Here is an 18,113-nt window from a genome sequence, read left to right as displayed (position 1 = left end):
ATTTACTACTTGTGCCGGCAGAGGAGACCACCGGCAGGTGTTTTCTTGCAATCGCGGAGGCTCGGGCCCATTCCCATGCGCCTTCGCGATCCGCAAATCTTTGATTGTGCGAGGGATAAGCGTGTGCCGCTCCCCTCAGTCGCCTGTGGTGCCGGCTCCCCTCAGGGAGAGGAGCCAGAGACCACAGATATTCAGGTCAGAGCATCAGCCCGTTGCGCTTGCGATACTCGTTGACGATCATCGCGGCCACCGCAGCGGCAACCACAGCAAGCCCGCCGAAGATCAGCCAGTTACGAGCCGACATACCACCAGTCAGCGGCAGTGCGGAAACCGGAGCAATGTAATGGTTCACGAAGGTCGGAGCGGCACCAATCACGCCGTTCACGGCTTCGCCAGTTGCATCTCCATAGGTAATAACCGCAGTTAGCTCGCCGGTAGTGTCGTTCCTGGTAACCGTGATCTTGACGGAATAACCGTTTTCACCGTTCACGCTCGAAGTGTCATACTTCCAGTTCTTCTCGGCGTTGGCCGTATCTTCCTTAAGCAAGAACGTGTAAGTACCTGCAGCGGTGAACTTAAGTTCCGGAAGAGCGCCAGCGGTAGCAGTGCCATCAGCATTCAAGCCAACAGTCTGAGTCTTGTCCTTCTTGATCGCACCCACCGTATGAGCAGCGATCTTCTTGACCGTATTGTTCTGGGTATCGGCAGTGTCGCAAGATGACCAATCAAGACCGGTCACATCACACTTCAGCAGCTTTTGAGGCGCATTATTGCCAGGAACCGTCACGTCTCCAGATTCGTTGTCAGTACGAATCATCGTGAACGTAAAGTTCTTGCCATTCGCTCCGGACCAGTCGCCACCTTCAACCTTCTTGTTCATCTCAACACGAGCGTGAGCATCCGTGGTTTCATCGGCCACACGAATGATGGTGGAACCAGTGAAGAGAGGCGAGGCATTCTGCAAATCAGCCGGAGCATTGCATCCGTCAGGAGTGGTGCTCTTGGATGGGCACGGCGTCACCTTGACATCGGAGAATCCATCTTCCGATTCAAAAGTGGTCTCCAACAGGGTCTGATGTGCGTACCTATTCCAGCCACGATCGAGGGCGAAGTAACCGTACTTCAACAGCGGCACGTCGGCATCGGCACCATAACCATATTGGAAGTGTCGGATGGTCTCACTGCTCGTATCGGCATCGATCCAAGTGATTGCACCGTTGTTTTCCGTACCGGTTTGCTTAAGACCGTTTACGAACTGCAACGGATCGTCGCCACCATCGCCAGCCCACTGCGTCATGGTTCGCACCAACGTACCCAGACCGACATTAACCGTGATGTTATCGTCGGTTCCAGCCTTCACCTGGCTCATAGAGCCATCGGCATTCTGGACATAACCAGTGGCATCCGCGTGTACGCCAGCGTCATCCACAATCACCTTGATCCAGTGATCATTGATGAGGTAGCCCTTCGGGTGAGCAGTTTCCTTTACCCAATAGGTCTTACCGGTTTCCAGAAGAGAAGCCGTATCATTCTTATCTGACGGGAAGCTCACCGCACCGGCCAAGCCGAGACGACCATCAGCGACATTTTGATCCGTGGTCTGCTTGTCGGAAAGCTTATCTCCTGGCTGACCATTGTTATCGGCATACAGCGCGAACGTTGCCTTTTCGTCATCAGAAGCGTCCGTGGTTTTGTCACCGGACTTGATGACCTGACCATCCGCATCGGTCTTCTGCACTACCAGAATGTTCTTGATGTTCGGAATTTGGAGCACACTCGCGTACTTGCGGTCGTAATTCTCACTATCCAAGTGGTACATTCCAGCAGTGCTGGAACCACCTTGCAAGGAACTCGTTGGAATGTAGAAGTAGCCAATGGCATAGTTGATGTCTGCATTATTGGTGGCGGCGTAATAATACTCATTGATTTCGCCGGGCAGATCGTTCACATCAACGGACCATTGAGCGTTCTCGTTCTTGGCAAACGTGTTGTACAGAGCGCCATGCTTCTTGTAGTTAAGCTGAGCTGCAGCAAGAATGCTGGCGAAGCCCGTCAACACATTGCCATTGGAATCCGTGACCTCGGTCCAACCGTTTTCCGCATCGCCAGTGACTGCGACCCAGCAGTTCTTACCGGTGCTGCCATCAGGGCAGGACGTGCTCGTATTAAAACGCATCGGGACAGCAACAATCTTGCCGTTCTTCAGCATGTCATCCGTAACGGCCGTAGAAGTGGAGTCCGCCTTGCCCTCAGCCTTACCAGTAATACTGGTGGCAGTAATCGTGGTCTGTACACGAGGCGATGCAATAGCTCCAGTCTGGAACTTATTGGCAGCCGTGGCATACACATTGCCCTTGGCATCAGTCTGCAGCTTCAACTGCATAGGCTGCGCCTTGCGATAACCCTTAGGCGCCGCATTTTCCTCAACCACGTAATACGGATGAGCACCATTGCCGTACAGCTCACTCAAAGAAAGCAGCTTGTTGGAACCACTCTCGGTGAAATCAAACTGACCATTGGGATCAGTCGTACCATCGGCAACTGGAGTGTCACTGGTCTTGTTGTAGTTGGCATCTGCCTGATACAAATCAAAGTGAACACCTTGAATCGCGGTACCAGTCTGGTCCACCTTAATGAGCTCATTAGCTGGGCGAGTAGCAAGGTTGGTCTCGAGCTTCAAGTTGGAATTGCCGTTGCCTCGTTCGAGGTAGAAGAAGTCAAGCGTGTGTTCGCTATCGTTCTCCAAGGTGGTGGAATTCAAGCCAAGCGCCTTTCGCAGCGTGGTGTTGACTTGAGACCACGTAGTAGAGTCGTCGTAGCTTGCACCATTGGTCACGGAAACAATACCCGTGGCGAAGTTGATGCTCAACTGCAGACGATCATGCATACCACCAACATCGCCAACAAGCTTGCCATCAATGAATACCCACACATCGTCATCGCCGGAGAAGTTGAAGACCATGTCTTTGCCGTTTACCTTGCCACCGGTCGGCTGCACGAATTCGGAACGCATGTGCAGACCAAAGTAATGATTCATTACTTGGTTAGTGGAGTATAAGCCATCCTTGGCTGTCAAAGTTTTTTGGCCGTCAGTCGGCGTATTAAACACCTGATTAGCCGTGTTAAACGGGAAGAACTGGCCATTAGACTGATCAGCCACCGAGTTATCGGTATTCACGGCAGCGCTGTCATACAGCTTGAACGAATTGGAAGTCTGATCGTAGCTAGCAAAATTTTTCTGGCTGTCATAGGTGTACAAGCCATCATCATTGATTTGGAACAGTCCTTTGACGTTGCTGTACACCGCCTTGCCGTCGGCAGCGGAGTTGTTGAACAGGTAGGCCAAAGACTCCTGCGAAGTAGTGGCACCCGTATCGGTGGACAGTCGATTACCGTTATTCCTGGTATCTTGGCCCTCGTAATACTGGCCAGCCTTCAATTGCGGATAACCATCATCATTAGGTTGAAGGTCAGATTCAACCATTCCAGCAAACGGACCGCCCTGATTGTTGGAGCTTTTACCGGTCCAAGCATTCATGCTGCCGCTGTTAGCGCTGCGGCCTAAATTACCACCTTCAGAGCCATAGCTCTTACGCAGGAACTTCAGCTGATGGCCGGCATTGATACCTTCATTCAACGTAGAAGAAATATCGTCATTGTTGTCTTGGTCGTTTTGACCGGTCAGCCAGTAGTCAAACAGGTCGGTGGTGATGTTCGTAGGAGAGTAACCAGTCACCGTGTGCGCGTCGAATGCATCATCAGCCTGTGCAGACGGCGTATCAGCCGCAGTGTTCGAGACCTGCTCGGTCGATGTGTTTGAAGCAGCCGAATCGTCGGACTGTGTCGCGTTGGCATCCGTATTTTCGGTTGTCTGAGCATTCTGGGCATCCGCAGCCTGACCATCCACGGTCTGAGCTTGAGTGGTTTGTGTCTGAGCGTCAGAGGCATTCTCGTCTTGGGCCATAGCCGTAGCGCTTACGCCGGCAACCGTGCCCAGCATGGCGAGCGCAACAATTGCAGCCGTCGCCCGGTTGACGGTTGTACTGGTCCTCTTCTTCGCCGCGTTCAGCAGATCCGCAATCTTCCGCATTGCCGTCTCTTCTCTTCCCGCATTTTCATGCGTCAGCGTTCTCGTTCTTGCGGGCCCCGAAGTTTTACCCCTTCAACGGGTATGCACAACCTCTTCAAGGCCTCATACAAAACGCATCGTAACGGCTTAAAATAGCGGTTTACAGCCCCCTAAAATGACTCAAGAAATGTGAATATACCCCCTTTTACGCAGGGTTACCCATACATCGCAAGGGGTATTAAGAGACACCCTCTCATAGGGGGTTACGTGAAATTAACCACAAAATGTGAAACGCTCACCGGCGTGGCGCGCAATCACTACACACATCTTGTTAGTGAGCACTCGCTAACAATAGCAGTGTTGGCCGCAAAACACAACGAGGTCTTCCGAATATATCGGAAGACCTCGAGTAACTCTATATAAAGGAGTAATTTACCTTGTGTTTACCGTTGTCTTGTATTTATCACCGGTCTTTACCCCATTTCCGGCCTTTATTCCAATCACCGGTCTATATTCATCTCCCCACCGCCGCTAAGTGCATCTTCCCTACCGCAGAGCGCAACTTATTCGGGCAGCGAGTCCACACCTCCCAAAATTCTTGTACTGAGAGTCCGTCAGTACAAGAAATTCGGGAGAATAGGCCACACTACCCAAAATCCTTGTACTGAGAGGGACTCAGTACAAAGATTTCGGGAGATTACCGTTGTTTACCCGAATTTTGGACGCTGACAGAACCTCAGTGTCCAAAATTCAGGAAGATTCCCCTACACCGGAGCCAATCTCAGACTCAACCGCTTTACAACAAGGTGGCAGCGTCGAGCTTGGCCAAATCCTCAGGCGGCAACACCTCAGCGGCGTGCTCGTAGAGGCGCGGGATGCGGTTCCTCAAGCAAGTGAAGATCTCGTAGCTGATGGTGTCGGCGGCGCGAGCCCAATCATCGGCGGTCGGCTCGGCAAAGTCCTCACCGCGGCCAGGACCGAACAATTCCACCGTGTCACCCTCATGTACGCCAAGCTCAGCGGCGGAACCGTGCAAGTCCACAATGAACTGGTCCATGCACACGCGGCCGCACACGCGCAACAGGCGCGGACCCTGAGTGGTCATGATGCGCACCGGGCCGCCTTCCTTCTCCACATGCTTGGCGCCTTCCATATCAAAACCGGAAGCCGAACGGTGAATACCGTCCGCGTAGCCGAGCGGCACGATGGCGGTGGAAGTATTGTCCGGAGTCAAATAAGTGCGGCCATAGGAGATTCCGTGGCCGGCTTCCACATCCTTCACGGTGCCAAGCTGGGCCTGAAGGCGCATGGCCGGGGTCAGATGCCAATCGCGCGGAGTGCCCATAGCCGGGTCCGGCTCATAACCGTACAGTCCAATGCCCGGGCGGGTCAGTTCGAAGTGAATCTCCGGACGATCCAATGTGGCCGCGGTATTGGCCAAATGGCGAATCTGCGGCGGAATGCCAGCGGCTTCCATACGGCGGGTGAAATCCTTGAACGTTTCAATCTGACGATCAGTAGAAGCCACAAACTCCGGCACATCCGGCGAATCAGCCACAGCCAAATGGCTCCACTGGCCAATAATCTGGATCACGCCTTCCTTCGCGAGCGGCACCAGTTTGGCGAGCGCCGCTTCAAAGCCAGCCGGAGTGAAACCATTGCGGCCAAAGCCGGAGTCCACCTTCACATGCACGCGAGCCGGCTTACCCATCTTACGAGCAGCGGCAGCCACGGCATCAATGCCCGGCAGAGAGCCCACGGAAACATCAATATCGGCGGCAATCAGCTCATCGAACGGAACTTCAGTGCCGTTATAGACCCAAGTCAAAATATGGCAGCGGTCAGGTCCGATGCCCAGCTTGCGCAGCAGCAATGCTTCATGCGATTGCGCAGTGCCCAGCCAAGTGGCGCCGCCAGCCAAAGCAGCCAAAGCAGCGGGCAGCAGACCGTGGCCGTATGCGTCCGCCTTCACCACGCCCATCACCGCAGTACCGGAGTTCGGGCCGCCAACCACGGAAACCAGATGTGCCATGTTGTCTCGCAAGGCCTTCAAATCCACAATGGCCTGTGCGGGGTATTGGCGACGGGCGGCCGCATAATTGACCTTGCCCTGCTCGCCGGAAAAACTAATATCAGGTGCTGCATTCATGCTCATGAGTCCCTATTCTTGCGCGACAATGTGACGTGTGGGGCGTAAGGCCACATTTCAGCAAACTTTGAACGAAAAGTAACCCAAAAGTTACACATAAACGGCCCTTATCGCGGACTTGAAACATTGTTGTCCGCAAGTGCAGCGTAGACTTACCGAACTATACGGTTCTTAAGCATAATTCCAATCAATTACGCGACCCGTTGTTTGATTCCCGGCGTTGAGGCGTGCCGGGATCCCGGAAATCCGTCCGGTTTAGCCCCATAAACCAAGTTCATGAGAGAAGAACATGGATCTCTTCCGCAAAAAAAGCGTGGATCAGCTTGTATCTGAATCCACTCCTCTAAAGCGCACTATGCACACGTTTGATCTGACGATGCTTGGCATCGGCGCGATCATCGGTACCGGTATCTTCGTGCTTACCGGTAAGGGTGCGCTTACCGCCGGCCCGGCACTGTCCGTCTCGTTCCTGCTTGCCGCTATCTGCTGCGGTTTTGCAGGCCTGTGCTACGCCGAATTCGCTTCTATGGCACCGGTTTCCGGTTCCGCTTACTCCTATGCCTATCTGGCGTTCGGCGAACTCATCGCCTTCATCATTGGCTGGGATCTTATTTTGGAATACGCTCTGCAGGCGGCCACCGTGTCTGCCGGCTGGTCTGGCTATTTCAACAAACTGCTCGAGGGCTTCGGCCTGCATCTGCCAGTTGAATTGACCGCCGCTTATGGCACGACTCCGGGCGTCACCACGTATTTCAACCTGCCTGGTTTCGTGATTGTGCTGCTGATTACCTGGGTGTTGTCCATCGGTATCAATCAAACTAAGCGCACTAACGACATTATGGTGATGATCAAGCTCATTATTATTGTGCTGTTCATCGTCTGCACCGTATGGTTTGTGAACCCGGCCAATTGGAAGCCGTTCTCTCCGTATGGCATTTACACCTTCCAGCCTGGTTCCACTCAGCCGTATGGCATTGTGCCCGCCGCTTCGATTGTGTTCTTCAGCTTCATCGGCTTCGATGCAGTCTCTTCCTCCGCTGAGGAGACCGTGAACCCGAACAAGACACTGCCGAAGGGCATTCTGCTTTCCTTGGCTATTTCCACGGTGCTCTACATTGTGATGACGTTCATCATGACCGGTGTGGTGCCGTACAAGGAGTTCGCCAACTTCATCGACGCTCCGGTCGCCGGCGTGATTCTGGCCACCGGCCTGAACTGGCTGGCCGTGATCGTGAACCTCGGCGCTCTAATCGGTATGACCACGGTGATGCTCGTGCAGCTCTACGGCCAGTCCCGCATCTGCTATGCCATGAGCCGCGACGGCTTGTTCCCGGAGTTCTTCGGCCATGTGCATGAGAAGTACCGCACCCCGTTCAAGGGCACTTGGTTCTTCGGCATTCTGACCGCTATCGCCGGTGGTTTCATCAACATTAACGTGCTGTTCGAGCTGGTGAACATCGGTACACTGTCTGCATTCATTATTGTGTCCGCAGGTATTCTGTGGATGCGCAAGACGCAGCCGGATGCGCACCGCGGTTTCAAGGCTCCGCTCGTACCGTTCACACCGATTATCTCCATTGTGTTCTGCTTGGTGCTGATTGCAGGTTTGAACTGGGAGACTTGGGTGCGATTCGCCATTTGGTTCGGCTTGGGTCTGATTGTGTACTTCGGCTACAGCCGCAAGCGCTCCAAGCTGGAGCATGACAACAAACCTGAAGTTACCGATGATTATGTCGAAGCCGCTGAAGCTGAGACAACCAAATAATCAGCATCGCTGAATGGTAGTAATAAAGCCCCTCATTTTGAGGGGCTTTATTACTACCATTCATGTCTTTGATAGGCAATTCTGGTGGTATCCGTGGGGCGATCCAACAGTTGAATCAGGCCGCAGCGGGCGAATCCTGCGGTTTCCAACACATGCTGCATGGCCTTATTATTCGGGTGCGTATCGGCGCGCACGTTGCCGTAATGCTTCAATGCCCAAGTAATGCAGTCGCGCGCGGCATGGCGCACCAAACCGGATGAGGCGATACGGTGAATGGTCACGTACGTGTCATTATCAAGCCACGCGCCATCGATGGAAGCATACGTCGGGTCTTCGCCCGGGCAGAGGGCGAACTGGGCCAGAATCCGTTCGCGACCATTATGCACATCGACCAGCAGCATCGTGCGCTGATTGGCAATGTCATCGATAATCACAGATTCGCGTGGAAATTCCGTACCCCATTGCGTAGGATTACCATTCGCAGCCATGAGTGCGCGCGCATGTGCGTAAATCTTTTGCATTTGAGGCAAGTCGTGCATTGTGGCACGGCGGAATCGGCGGCCCGTCGCCTTATTCGCAATATTCGCCTGAGTCACCTCTTACCTCTTTTCTGTGCCGTTCGCATACTGCCCATCATGCAAAAACGAATGGTTGAACTGACGGTAAACCTATCATGACGTTGATATAGGAATCCCCGCCCACGTCATAGCGTGGACGGGGATTGTCTCAAAGACGCTCAGCTAACAAGCGAAAATTCAATCAGACAACTTTGCGTTCGAATGGATCGGAGCTGATGCCTTCCTCGAGAATCTGCTTCGCCCATTCCTTAGCGGTGAACAAGCTGTGATCACGGTAGTTGCCGCAGCTCTTCTCGGTAGTGGCCGGCACATCATCCCAAGTTGCCTTGTAGGCAATGAATTCCAATGATTCCTTCAACGCCTTGGCTACTTCCTCAGTGGGATGCTCACCCCAGGTCAGCAGGTGGAAACCGGTACGGCAGCCGAACGGCGAGCAGTCGATGTAGCCCGGAATACGTTCGCGCAGCAGCACGGCAATCGTGTGCTCGATGGTATGCAGACCACCGGTCGGAATAGCCTGCTTGTTCGGCTGGGTCAGGCGCAAATCGTAATTGGAGATCACATCGCCGTGCGGACCCTTTTCGGTATCGATGTAACGCACATATGGAGCCTTGACCTTCGTATGATCAAGCTGGAACGACTCGACAACAGGCTTTTCCTGAGTTTCTTCTGCCATGCTTCACCTTTCTACTGTGTTTGCACTTGCTCTGTTTGACCATCGTAGCCAGCAATAACGGCTTGTGCGCGCGCGACTTGCAGGCTCGCTATAGACGTTTGTTATTGATGCTTATTACGAGTGCTTACGCATTACCAGCATTAAACGCGGCAACAACTTCCATGAATCTCTTACCGTAGAGCTCAAGCTTATGCTCGCCCACACCGTTCACAGCCAGGAATTGCGCATTGGTAACCGGCCGAATCACAGCCATATCACGCAACGTCTTATCCGAAAAGACGATATATGGCGGTTTGCCGATCTCTTGCGCAATGGTTCGGCGAAGTTCACGCAGCTTCTGGAACAGTGCTTCAGCATCACCGTCCGGCACATAGGAGCTCAGAGGCGTATCAGAGCCGGATGCACTGCCATCGGCCGCTCCTCCAGCGTATGTGCCACGATTCGCTGCGTGAGGTGTTGGCTTGTGGTCCACTTTCTTAATCTCGTAATGGAAATCAGGTGCAACGGTTTTCGCAGCATGCTCACCGAATTGCACAATGGGCAATCGCCCCTCGGCAATGGAGAGGTAACCGTCTGTGGCCATCTGATTCAGCACATCGCGAATCAATGCGGTATTGACATCTTTCAGCATGCCAAATGTAGGCAGCTGTTCGGGATTCAGCCATGCCAAATCCTGAGCCTGAGAGCCGCGCAATATTTTGACGATCTTGCCCGAGCCAACGCGCTGATTCACATCATGTACGCAACGGCTGATGGCTTTCGCCACGCGAGTTACATCCGTGGTATCGAACTTGCTTTCACAGTTGGAGCATGCACCGCACTTGCCATTGCCGCTATTAGCAGTATCAGGCGCAGTCAGATCCAGCTCTTGACCAAAATACCGAGTCATATACCGATGCAGGCAGTCGGTGGTGCGGCAATAACCAATCATGGAATTCAGCAAATACCGTTTACGCTGACGATTCCTCTCCTGCCGTTCGGGAGTCATGCGCTCGTTTTCGTAGTCATCGTCCAAAAAACGGCGACGGGTCACAATATCCGATTCATTCCACAGCAACGTGCAGCGGCTCGGCTCACCGTCTCGCCCGGCACGGCCGGCCTCCTGATAGTAGGCTTCGATGGATTCCGGCATATTGTAATGGATAACGAAGCGCACATCGGATTTATCGATGCCCATACCGAACGCGTTGGTGGCCACTACCACCGGCACCTTGTCGGTGATGAAATCACGCTGGGCACGTTCGCGCACATCAGCGGCCATGCCGCCGTGATAGGCGACTGCCGTATGACCCATATCATTTAAGGTTCTGGCGATTTCTTCGGTGGTCTTTCGCGTAGCACAGTAGATGATGCCGGACTCATCCGCATGCTCGGCAATATAAGAGGCCACCCATGCGGCCTTGTATTTGGTTTCGAGCTTGACTACGTCAAAGAACAGGTTCGGCCGGTCGAAACCGGTCACAGTGACCGCAGGATTGCGTAGACCAATCAGTTGGATAATATCGCGCCGCACATCTTCAGTGGCGGTGGCGGTGAATGCGCCAATCGGCGGGCGTTTGGGGAGCCCGGCGATGAATTCACCAATCCCGAGATATGAAGAGCGGAAATCCTGCCCCCATTGGGAAACGCAATGGGCTTCATCTACTGCGATCAAGGAAATCGGCGTACGGGCGGCAAAATCGCGGAATCGCCCAGTTTCCAAGCGTTCCGGAGCCACATACAGCAGTTTGATTTGCCCTGCAGCGGCTTGGGCAAGCACCATAGCCTGCTCGTCCATGTCTTGTGTGGTGTTAACGAATGCGGCCGGCAGACCAATATCATTCAGAGCATCCACCTGATCGCGCATGAGGGAAATCAGCGGCGAAATCACTAAAGTGACACCCGGCAGCAGGGCCGCAGGAATCTGATAGCACACGGATTTGCCGGCACCCGTGGGCATTACACCCAATACATCACGGCCGGCGAGCAAGGCTTCAACAATGCCTTGCTGGCCGGGCCGGAATGAATCGTAACCGTAATACTGTTTGAGCGCGGCGAGCGCTGCATCCTGTGCCGTCATGGCTCCCACCATAGCGCATCGAATGCAGCGCCGCGTTGTGTCACAAAGTATTACAGGCGCTCGAGGGCCTGCTTGAGGTCGGCGATGAGGTCGTCGGCGTTTTCGATGCCCACGGAGATGCGCACCAGATTGGCGGGCACCTGCAAGGTGGTACCGGCAACGGAAGCGTGGGTCATGGCTGCCGGCACCTCGATGAGGCTTTCCACACCGCCCAGGGATTCGGCCAGCGTGAAGATCTGAGTGTGGTCCACGAAGCGCTTGGCGGCTTCCGCACCGGCAGCAAGCTGCACGGAAACAATGCCGCCAAAGCCGCCGTGCATCTGGCGGGCGGCGATCTCGTGGCCCGGATGGGATTCGAGACCCGGGTACCAGACGCGCTCAATCACGTCAGCCGGCTGAGATTCCAGCCATTCGGCCACCTTCAGCGCGTTGGCGCTATGGCGCTTGACGCGCAGATCCAAGGTCTTCAGGCCGCGGATGTCCAGCCAGGAGTCGAACGGGGAGGGCACAGCACCGGCGGCATTCTGCAGGAACGCCACCTTTTCGCGGGTCTCCTCGTCGTTCAACACCACGGCACCGCCGACCACGTCGGAGTGGCCGCCAATGTACTTGGTGGTGGAGTAGACCACCACGTCGGCACCATCGGCGAGCGGGTGTTGGAGGGCCGGGGATGCGAAGGTGTTGTCCACGGCAACCTTGGTGCCGTACTTGTGCGCCACTTCTGCAGTAGCGGCGATATCAGTGATGTTGAGCAGCGGGTTGGATGGGGTTTCAACCCACACGTACTCGTAATGCTTGGAAGACAGAGCGGCTTCCACGGCGGCAAGGTCGGTGATGTCCACCACGTCAAGGCCCACGCCCCACGGCACGAACACCTTGGAAAGCAGACGGTAGGTGCCGCCGTACACGTCGTTGCCGAGCAGGATGTTGTCGCCGGGCTTGATGGTGGAGCGCAGCAACACGTCGATGGCGGCAAGACCGGAGGAGAAGCTCAGCGCGTACTTGGCACCTTCCACGGATGCCAGCTGCTCGTCGAAGCTGGTGCGGGTGGGGTTGATGGAGCGGGAGTAGTCATGGCCGCCGCGCAAGCCGAGAACGCCATCCTGCTTGAAGGTGGAGGTAGCGAAAATCGGTGTCACCACAGCGCCGGTGGTGGGGTCAGGCTCCTGGCCAGCGTGGATGGCACGGGTGGCGAGGGCGTTCTGTGCGAACTTGGCATTGTATTCAGCGGACATGGTTGTAATGTTCCTTTCCATTGTGCTGCCTTCGAGAGTACGACAGCTGCCGGCTTGTGCGGCGTGTGTTGGTATTGGTGTTATTGATATCGGGTTATTGCAAGGTTGATTATGTTTTTTAATGCGACTACGTCGCATGTCTCTCCCTCAGTCAGCTTCGCTGACAGCTCCCTCATCAGAGGGAGCCTGAGCAAGGTACTGCTCGGCGAGGGAAGGCTTGGTGGTGCGGTCCACCACGTCGCCGTAGCCGTTGGCGCGCATCCAGTCGTCGTTGAAGATCTTCTCCATGTAGCTGCGGCCGGAATCCGGTGCGAGCACCACAACAAGCTGGTTTTCGTCGAGATCGTTGGCGAGCGCGTACTTGATGGCGCTGGCGACAGCCATACCGGAGGAGCCGCCCACGAGCAGTGCTTCTTCGCCGGCCAGACGGCGGGTCATTTCGAAGGCTTCGGCATCGCCTACTTTGACGATGTCATCGGTGATGTTGCGGTCGAATGCCTTGGGGTAGAAGTCCTCCCCCACGCCTTCGATGTCGTACTGGTGCACGTCGGCGAGCGAGTCGGCGGAGTAGATGGAGCCTTCCGGATCAGAGCCGATGACCTTGACCGCTCCGTTCGAAGCTTCCTTGAGGTAACGTCCTGTACCGGAGATAGTGCCGCCGGTGCCAATGCCGGCAACGAAATGAGTGACTTTGTGGTCGGTGGCTTCCCAGATTTCCGGGCCGGTGGTGTAGTAGTGGCTTTCCGGTCCGTTCGGGTTGTCGTACTGGTTCGGGCGGAAGCCGCCGGGGATTTCATTGGCGAGGCGCTCGGCCACTTGGTAGTAGGAACGCGGGTCGTCCGGGCCGGCATCAGTGGGGGTCACAATGACTTCGGCACCGTAGGCGCGCAGCACTGCACGCTTGGACTCGGAGACCTTGTCCGGCAGGGTGAAGATCGTACGGTAGCCACGCTGCTGGGCCACGAGGGCCAGTCCGACGCCGGTGTTGCCGGAGGTGGGCTCGACGATGACGCCGCCGGGCTTCAGCTGGCCCGACCGCTCGGCCGCGTCGATGATGCGCTCGGCGATGCGGTCCTTGGAGGAGCCGCCCGGGTTGAAGTATTCGACTTTGACGGCGATGGTGGCCTTGACTCCAGCCGCCTGGGGAATATGGTTCAGCTTGACGAGCGGAGTGTTGCCGATGAGTTCCGCGAGGCTGTTGTGGATGGTCATGTGAAGTCCTTTGGTCCAGAGTTTACGGGGTTGTTATTAGGTTGCTGGGTTAGGTTGTAAGCGATTCGGTTCTGTTGCTTTCGTGAACCGACGTTCCCGGACGAGCGGACATTGACGTTATGTTGATTGGAGCATCCATACCCCTTCATTCGCTAAGGGTTATGCTGCAATTCTGTGTTTCCAGTGTTGTGATGCGAACCATCACACCGCGCCAACTTCCGCGGTTCAAGTTTATGGAAAGATTCGCAGCCATCCTGCTGCGATATGAATGCTCGTTCTCAAGTTATGCGTCACTGACCGTGCGCCCAGGGGCGTCGGTTAGCGACAACAACATGAGAAAATCTGCATGCCTCACACCATAGCACAGGTTGCGGCATGCGCGTGTCGCCGGCGTTCATATTGCGGAAACGGCTCCCCTCTTCTTGAACAGAGGGGAGCCGCAACTCTCATCACCCGCGCTGGCGTGCGGGGTGGATTTCTCGGCGTTTGGTGAACATCCAGATAATCCACATGCACAATACGAACAGCACTAGCGATTCAGCGAGTGGAATCCACACCACATAGGTGCCGATTTCCACACCATCAGCCGTATAGCTGACTACGCGCCCAGACATGGCCTGCACCAATCGGTTCTGGGCAGTTCCTAGTTCATAGAAATTGCTTATCACCTGCATTTTGGGCATGTATATCAGCATTGAGGGCGAAGAACTCAACTGTTGCGCCGCATACCAAAGCACGACAACACCGATGGAGACTGCCCAGATTCCTCTGCGAGCCAGCCAAGCCAGCACCGCACCAATCAGTGCACCAATCGCCGTATATGAAAGCATCAGCGAGAAGAACTTCAGTCCCACAAACAATGGCCCAGCCGGCAAGGCCGGAGAATATTGTGCTTCCCACATCGAAGGAGCCCGATTCCAATCCATGCGTTCCCACGCATACATGAATTGTTCGGACAGATGTGCATAGAACGGGCCAGTGATCCGGCATCCATCCGATTTCTCATAGCAAATCGCCGTTCCTGTTGCGATAACCACGAATCGAGCCATCAGATAGAGCACCGATAGCAACAGCGGTACCACGGCGGCACTGATCGCGGTCGCTTTCATGTACGATTTACGCGAAACCCCGTGGCAGAGTGCCGAATCGAAGAAGAACCACTGCCATGCCATTGCCGTGAATAACAATATGGGGCGGAAATATAGCTCAACATCGTTGATTCCGGGAAACACAATCGCGCTCGAACCGGTATATCCGAGCATTACCGACTGATAGCACAGTGGCACGAACAGTAGCAACCCTACCGCAAGCACCACGCCATATACCGTAAGGCATCGGCGCAACGTCAAAAGGAACTGCCTGCTCAATCCTTGGGTTTTGCCAGTCATGTCATTGACCTTTCTGGATGTCGGTTGCCGATGTGGCGCGTATGACGTATTCCTGCAACCCGAGTCGGTTGGCAGACACATCGGATGGCAATTCGGATGTATCGACCTGTCCACGAACCACGACGGAAACCAAATGCCCCATCTGCTCGCGAGCAATGATTTGCAACTGATTACTGGCGATAACCATATTCACACGGTCCGATTCGCCGACCAGCACGGTTGCCCTCGAACCCACCGATTCGGCACCGAATTCATCGATGATTCTGCCTTGGTCGAGGATGGCGACTCGTTCCACCACGTGCGCGATTTCGCTGATGATATGGGTCGAAAGTACGATGATGCGCGGATGCTCGCTGAACGATTCGAGCAGGAACTTGTAGAACAATTCACGATTGGCGGCATCTAATCCAAGCACAGGCTCGTCCAGCAGCAACACGTCCACCGGCACGCACAGGGCGGCTACCAATCGCACGATCATGCGCTGGCCAAGCGAAAGCTGGCCGTACAAGCTGCCCGGCATAATGCCAAATTTGGCGAGCATGCGTGCGCTGAACGCCCAGTCGAAATCACCATAGTACCGTTCTTCTCGCTTGAAAATCGTGTTGAGTCGAACGCCCACCATGAATGGCACGGTTTCATTGAGCAGGTAGATGCGCGATTGTGCAGTTTCGTTCTCGAAAACGCTCGCACCGTCCAGCTCAATCGAACCGCCGCCCGGCAGTAGACGATTGGCTATGATGCCCATCAACGTGGATTTGCCGGCTCCATTGCGCCCGAAGAGACCGTAAATCGCGGGCCGTAGCGTAAGATTCACGCCATTCAATGCCACAGTTGAGCCGTATCGTTTGTGCAAGTCAGTAATAGTGAGCTTCACAGCGGCGACTGCATCCGCAGCAGCCGTAGCGTATTCACTTGCGCTCATGATGCATACTCCTTCTCAATCAGCTCGGTGAGTTCTTTGGGGCCGAAGCCCAGACGCCGCGCTTCGGCAATGAATTGCGGTAGTTGGTTAGAAAGAAACTCCTCGCGCTTGTCATCGCGCGCCCGCATCACCGCACCAGGAGCCACGAACATACCCAGACCGCGGCGCTTTTCCAGCAATCCTCGCTCAACCAGTAAGTTCATGCCTTTAAGCACGGTGGCAGGATTGATACGGTAGGTAGTGGATATCTCAGTGGTACTCGGTACTTGGTCGCCTTCCTTATAGAGGCCCAGCACAATGGCCTCGTTCAGCTGGTCGGCCACTTGCCTGAACAGTGGCTCGCCACTGGAATCATCGAAGTGCAAGGTTTGGTTCACCTCCTGCGACTGTGGTTTGGCATTGGAATCAACGATGGTAGGAACAGTCTGACCGATATCACTCGGCTGACCTCATGGAAATAGCAGAGCAACCACTTCATCAGTTAGTTACTTATGTAACTAACCATATAACCAAAGCAAGCAGCAGTCAAGTTCGCAATGAATCAAATCGCGGGCCAGTGCATACGCGGCAAGTCGCTGTTGTGCCGCAAAGCCGAGATCATTTACGCCGCTTGACTTGCTGCTTCACTAAGAGCCCCAGTCCGCGGTACAACCCGCGCAACAGCATGCCGGAACACAAATACTGATACCAATGCTGAGGTGATATCCGAGATGGGCTCGGCGGCAAAGACGCCCACCACACCGATGAATTGCGGCAGGATAAATGCCAGCGGAATCAGCAGGATGATTTTGCGCAAAATGGCCAGAAACAGCGACGGTTTTGCTAATCCCAAGCCGACCAACGTGCACTGCACACCGCATTGAATGCCGAATATTCCCCAGCCGCATACGAACAGCGGCATCATCGAGCCGGCAATGGCAATAATGTTGGCATCGGCAGTGAATAATCGCGCGAACGTTTCGGGAACCATCGCAATTACCGTCACCATAGCGGACATCACCACGAGCAATAGCCCTATTCCCAACCGATACGCGTATCTCACACGTTCGTAGTTCCGAGCACCATAGTTGTAGCTGATGACAGGCTGCAAGCCTTGTTGCAACCCGTTGTTCACCACATAGATCAGCTGCATGATGCTGGTGATGATGGTCATGGCGGCCACATAATCATCGCCACCGAGCCGGGAAAGCTGACTGTTGAACACCACGTTGATCGCACATTCGGTCAGCTGCATCACAAATGGCGAGGCGCCCAGCGCCAGCACCGGCAACACGGTTCGATTAATTGTCAGCCGCACTGATCGGTACCGTATGGCACTGCGCGGCGAAGCGAGGAACGCGATGATCCAGGCTGCGGACAGGAACTGAGCAATCACATTGGCCATTGCAGCGCCGCGCACGCCCATATCAAGCCAGAAAATGAAGATTGGATCGAGAATCAGGCTCGTACCGGCGCCGATCAGCACCGATGCCATCGCCACCATTGCCTTGCCCTGCGCGGAAATAAAGGTATTGAGGCCAAGTGTGATTTGTACGAACAGCGTACCCAGTAGATAGATGCTCAGAAAATCCGAAGCGTATGGCAACGTGTGGTCGCTAGCACCGAACGCTCGCAACACCGGCTCTTTGGTAAGCTCCAGCAGCACGGTCAACGCAAGCGATATGGCAATCAGCGTCGCGGTACTAGTGCTGAGGATTCGTTCGGCACCTCGTACATCGCCTTTGCCCAATGCTATGGAAGCCAGTGGCGCGCCGCCCGAACCAATCAGCAACGCGAACGCAGTCACCGCAATGGTCACCGGAAAACAGATGCCGATACCCGCAATGGCCATATCACCGACTTCAGGAATATGCGCGATGAACAGACGGTCGACAATGGTATACAGTGCATTCGCCGCCTGTGCCACAATCGCCGGGCCAGCCAGAGAGAGCACCAGAGGAACAATCGGTTTGCCCGCCAAATCCTTCTGAGCATCCGTTTGGGCAACCGACTGTTCACTCATCCGCACACTTCCCTATCACCCATGCATTCACTAACGTTGCCTCCCACAAGCTACAGCA

General features: G+C 54.9%; 12 protein-coding genes. 1 reads left to right on the top strand and 11 read right to left on the bottom strand.

Translation table 11 applies throughout. From position 1 onward, the window contains the following. Positions 1-196: 196 nt before the first annotated feature. Both BISA_RS00470 and alr read right to left on the bottom strand, forming a co-directional pair. Entirely contained in the window at positions 197-4,090 is a 3,894-nt protein-coding gene (locus tag BISA_RS00470) for a SpaA isopeptide-forming pilin-related protein (protein ID WP_033889562.1), read from the bottom strand. Between the two features lie 775 nt (positions 4,091-4,865). After that, positions 4,866-6,224 carry an alanine racemase gene (alr, locus tag BISA_RS00465; RefSeq protein ID WP_033889561.1) on the bottom strand — a complete coding sequence of 453 codons (1,359 nt, stop codon included), beginning with the start codon at positions 6,222-6,224 and terminating at the stop codon, positions 4,866-4,868. Positions 6,225-6,507: 283 nt separating this feature from the next. On the opposite strand from alr, the gene BISA_RS00460 reads away from it, so the two are divergent. Further along, on the top strand, positions 6,508-7,983 hold the full coding sequence (locus BISA_RS00460) for an APC family permease (protein ID WP_051917234.1): 1,476 nt from the start codon (positions 6,508-6,510) through the stop codon (positions 7,981-7,983). A 53-nt stretch (positions 7,984-8,036) separates the two neighbouring features. On the opposite strand, the gene BISA_RS00455 is transcribed toward BISA_RS00460, so the two are convergent. The 9 genes from BISA_RS00455 to BISA_RS00415 form a co-directional block, all read right to left on the bottom strand. Beyond that, the gene (locus tag BISA_RS00455; protein WP_033889560.1) at positions 8,037-8,579 is read right to left on the bottom strand and encodes a GNAT family N-acetyltransferase; all 543 of its coding nucleotides are present in this window, start codon (positions 8,577-8,579) and stop codon (positions 8,037-8,039) included. Between the two features lie 163 nt (positions 8,580-8,742). After that, positions 8,743-9,237 (bottom strand): S-ribosylhomocysteine lyase, encoded by a 495-nt coding sequence (locus tag BISA_RS00450; RefSeq protein ID WP_033889558.1) that lies wholly within the window; start codon positions 9,235-9,237, stop codon positions 8,743-8,745. Between the two features lie 124 nt (positions 9,238-9,361). Beyond that, entirely contained in the window at positions 9,362-11,296 is a 1,935-nt protein-coding gene (recQ, locus tag BISA_RS00445) for a DNA helicase RecQ (RefSeq protein WP_033889557.1), read from the bottom strand. A 50-nt stretch (positions 11,297-11,346) separates the two neighbouring features. Next, positions 11,347-12,531, bottom strand: a complete 1,185-nt coding sequence (locus BISA_RS00440; protein ID WP_033889556.1) for a cystathionine gamma-synthase — start codon at positions 12,529-12,531, stop codon at positions 11,347-11,349. Between the two features lie 147 nt (positions 12,532-12,678). Further along, complete coding sequence (locus BISA_RS00435) at positions 12,679-13,743, bottom strand: pyridoxal-phosphate dependent enzyme (RefSeq protein ID WP_033889555.1); 1,065 nt, start codon at positions 13,741-13,743, stop codon at positions 12,679-12,681. Between the two features lie 449 nt (positions 13,744-14,192). Further along, entirely contained in the window at positions 14,193-15,131 is a 939-nt protein-coding gene (locus BISA_RS00430; protein ID WP_033889554.1) for a hypothetical protein, read from the bottom strand. A 1-nt stretch (position 15,132) separates the two neighbouring features. Further along, positions 15,133-16,053 carry an ATP-binding cassette domain-containing protein gene (locus tag BISA_RS00425; protein ID WP_051917233.1) on the bottom strand — a complete coding sequence of 307 codons (921 nt, stop codon included), beginning with the start codon at positions 16,051-16,053 and terminating at the stop codon, positions 15,133-15,135. Beyond that, complete coding sequence (locus BISA_RS00420) at positions 16,050-16,430, bottom strand: GntR family transcriptional regulator (RefSeq protein ID WP_237746043.1); 381 nt, start codon at positions 16,428-16,430, stop codon at positions 16,050-16,052. Before BISA_RS00420 ends, BISA_RS00425 begins: the two co-directional genes overlap by 4 nt. A gap of 224 nt (positions 16,431-16,654) precedes the next feature. Then, positions 16,655-18,055 (bottom strand): MATE family efflux transporter, encoded by a 1,401-nt coding sequence (locus tag BISA_RS00415; protein ID WP_051917232.1) that lies wholly within the window; start codon positions 18,053-18,055, stop codon positions 16,655-16,657. Positions 18,056-18,113: the final 58 nt, after the last annotated feature.

This window comes from Bifidobacterium saguini DSM 23967 (assembly GCF_000741715.1).
GTDB lineage: Bacteria > Actinomycetota > Actinomycetes > Actinomycetales > Bifidobacteriaceae > Bifidobacterium > Bifidobacterium saguini.
This window is presented reverse-complemented; position numbering and strand designations above follow the sequence as displayed.

Bases quoted from the DNA above. Each gene is read 5' to 3' on its own strand.
- BISA_RS00470 (WP_033889562.1), bottom strand. From the start codon at position 4,090: ATGCGGAAGATTGCGGATCTGCTGAACGCGGCGAAGAAGAGGACCAGT.
- alr (WP_033889561.1), bottom strand. From the start codon at position 6,224: ATGAGCATGAATGCAGCACCTGATATTAGTTTTTCCGGCGAGCAGGGC.
- BISA_RS00460 (WP_051917234.1), top strand. From the start codon at position 6,508: ATGGATCTCTTCCGCAAAAAAAGCGTGGATCAGCTTGTATCTGAATCC.
- BISA_RS00450 (WP_033889558.1), bottom strand. From the start codon at position 9,237: ATGGCAGAAGAAACTCAGGAAAAGCCTGTTGTCGAGTCGTTCCAGCTT.
- recQ (WP_033889557.1), bottom strand. From the start codon at position 11,296: ATGACGGCACAGGATGCAGCGCTCGCCGCGCTCAAACAGTATTACGGT.
- BISA_RS00440 (WP_033889556.1), bottom strand. From the start codon at position 12,531: ATGTCCGCTGAATACAATGCCAAGTTCGCACAGAACGCCCTCGCCACC.
- BISA_RS00435 (WP_033889555.1), bottom strand. From the start codon at position 13,743: ATGACCATCCACAACAGCCTCGCGGAACTCATCGGCAACACTCCGCTC.
- BISA_RS00430 (WP_033889554.1), bottom strand. From the start codon at position 15,131: ATGACTGGCAAAACCCAAGGATTGAGCAGGCAGTTCCTTTTGACGTTG.
- BISA_RS00425 (WP_051917233.1), bottom strand. From the start codon at position 16,053: ATGAGCGCAAGTGAATACGCTACGGCTGCTGCGGATGCAGTCGCCGCT.
- BISA_RS00415 (WP_051917232.1), bottom strand. From the start codon at position 18,055: ATGAGTGAACAGTCGGTTGCCCAAACGGATGCTCAGAAGGATTTGGCG.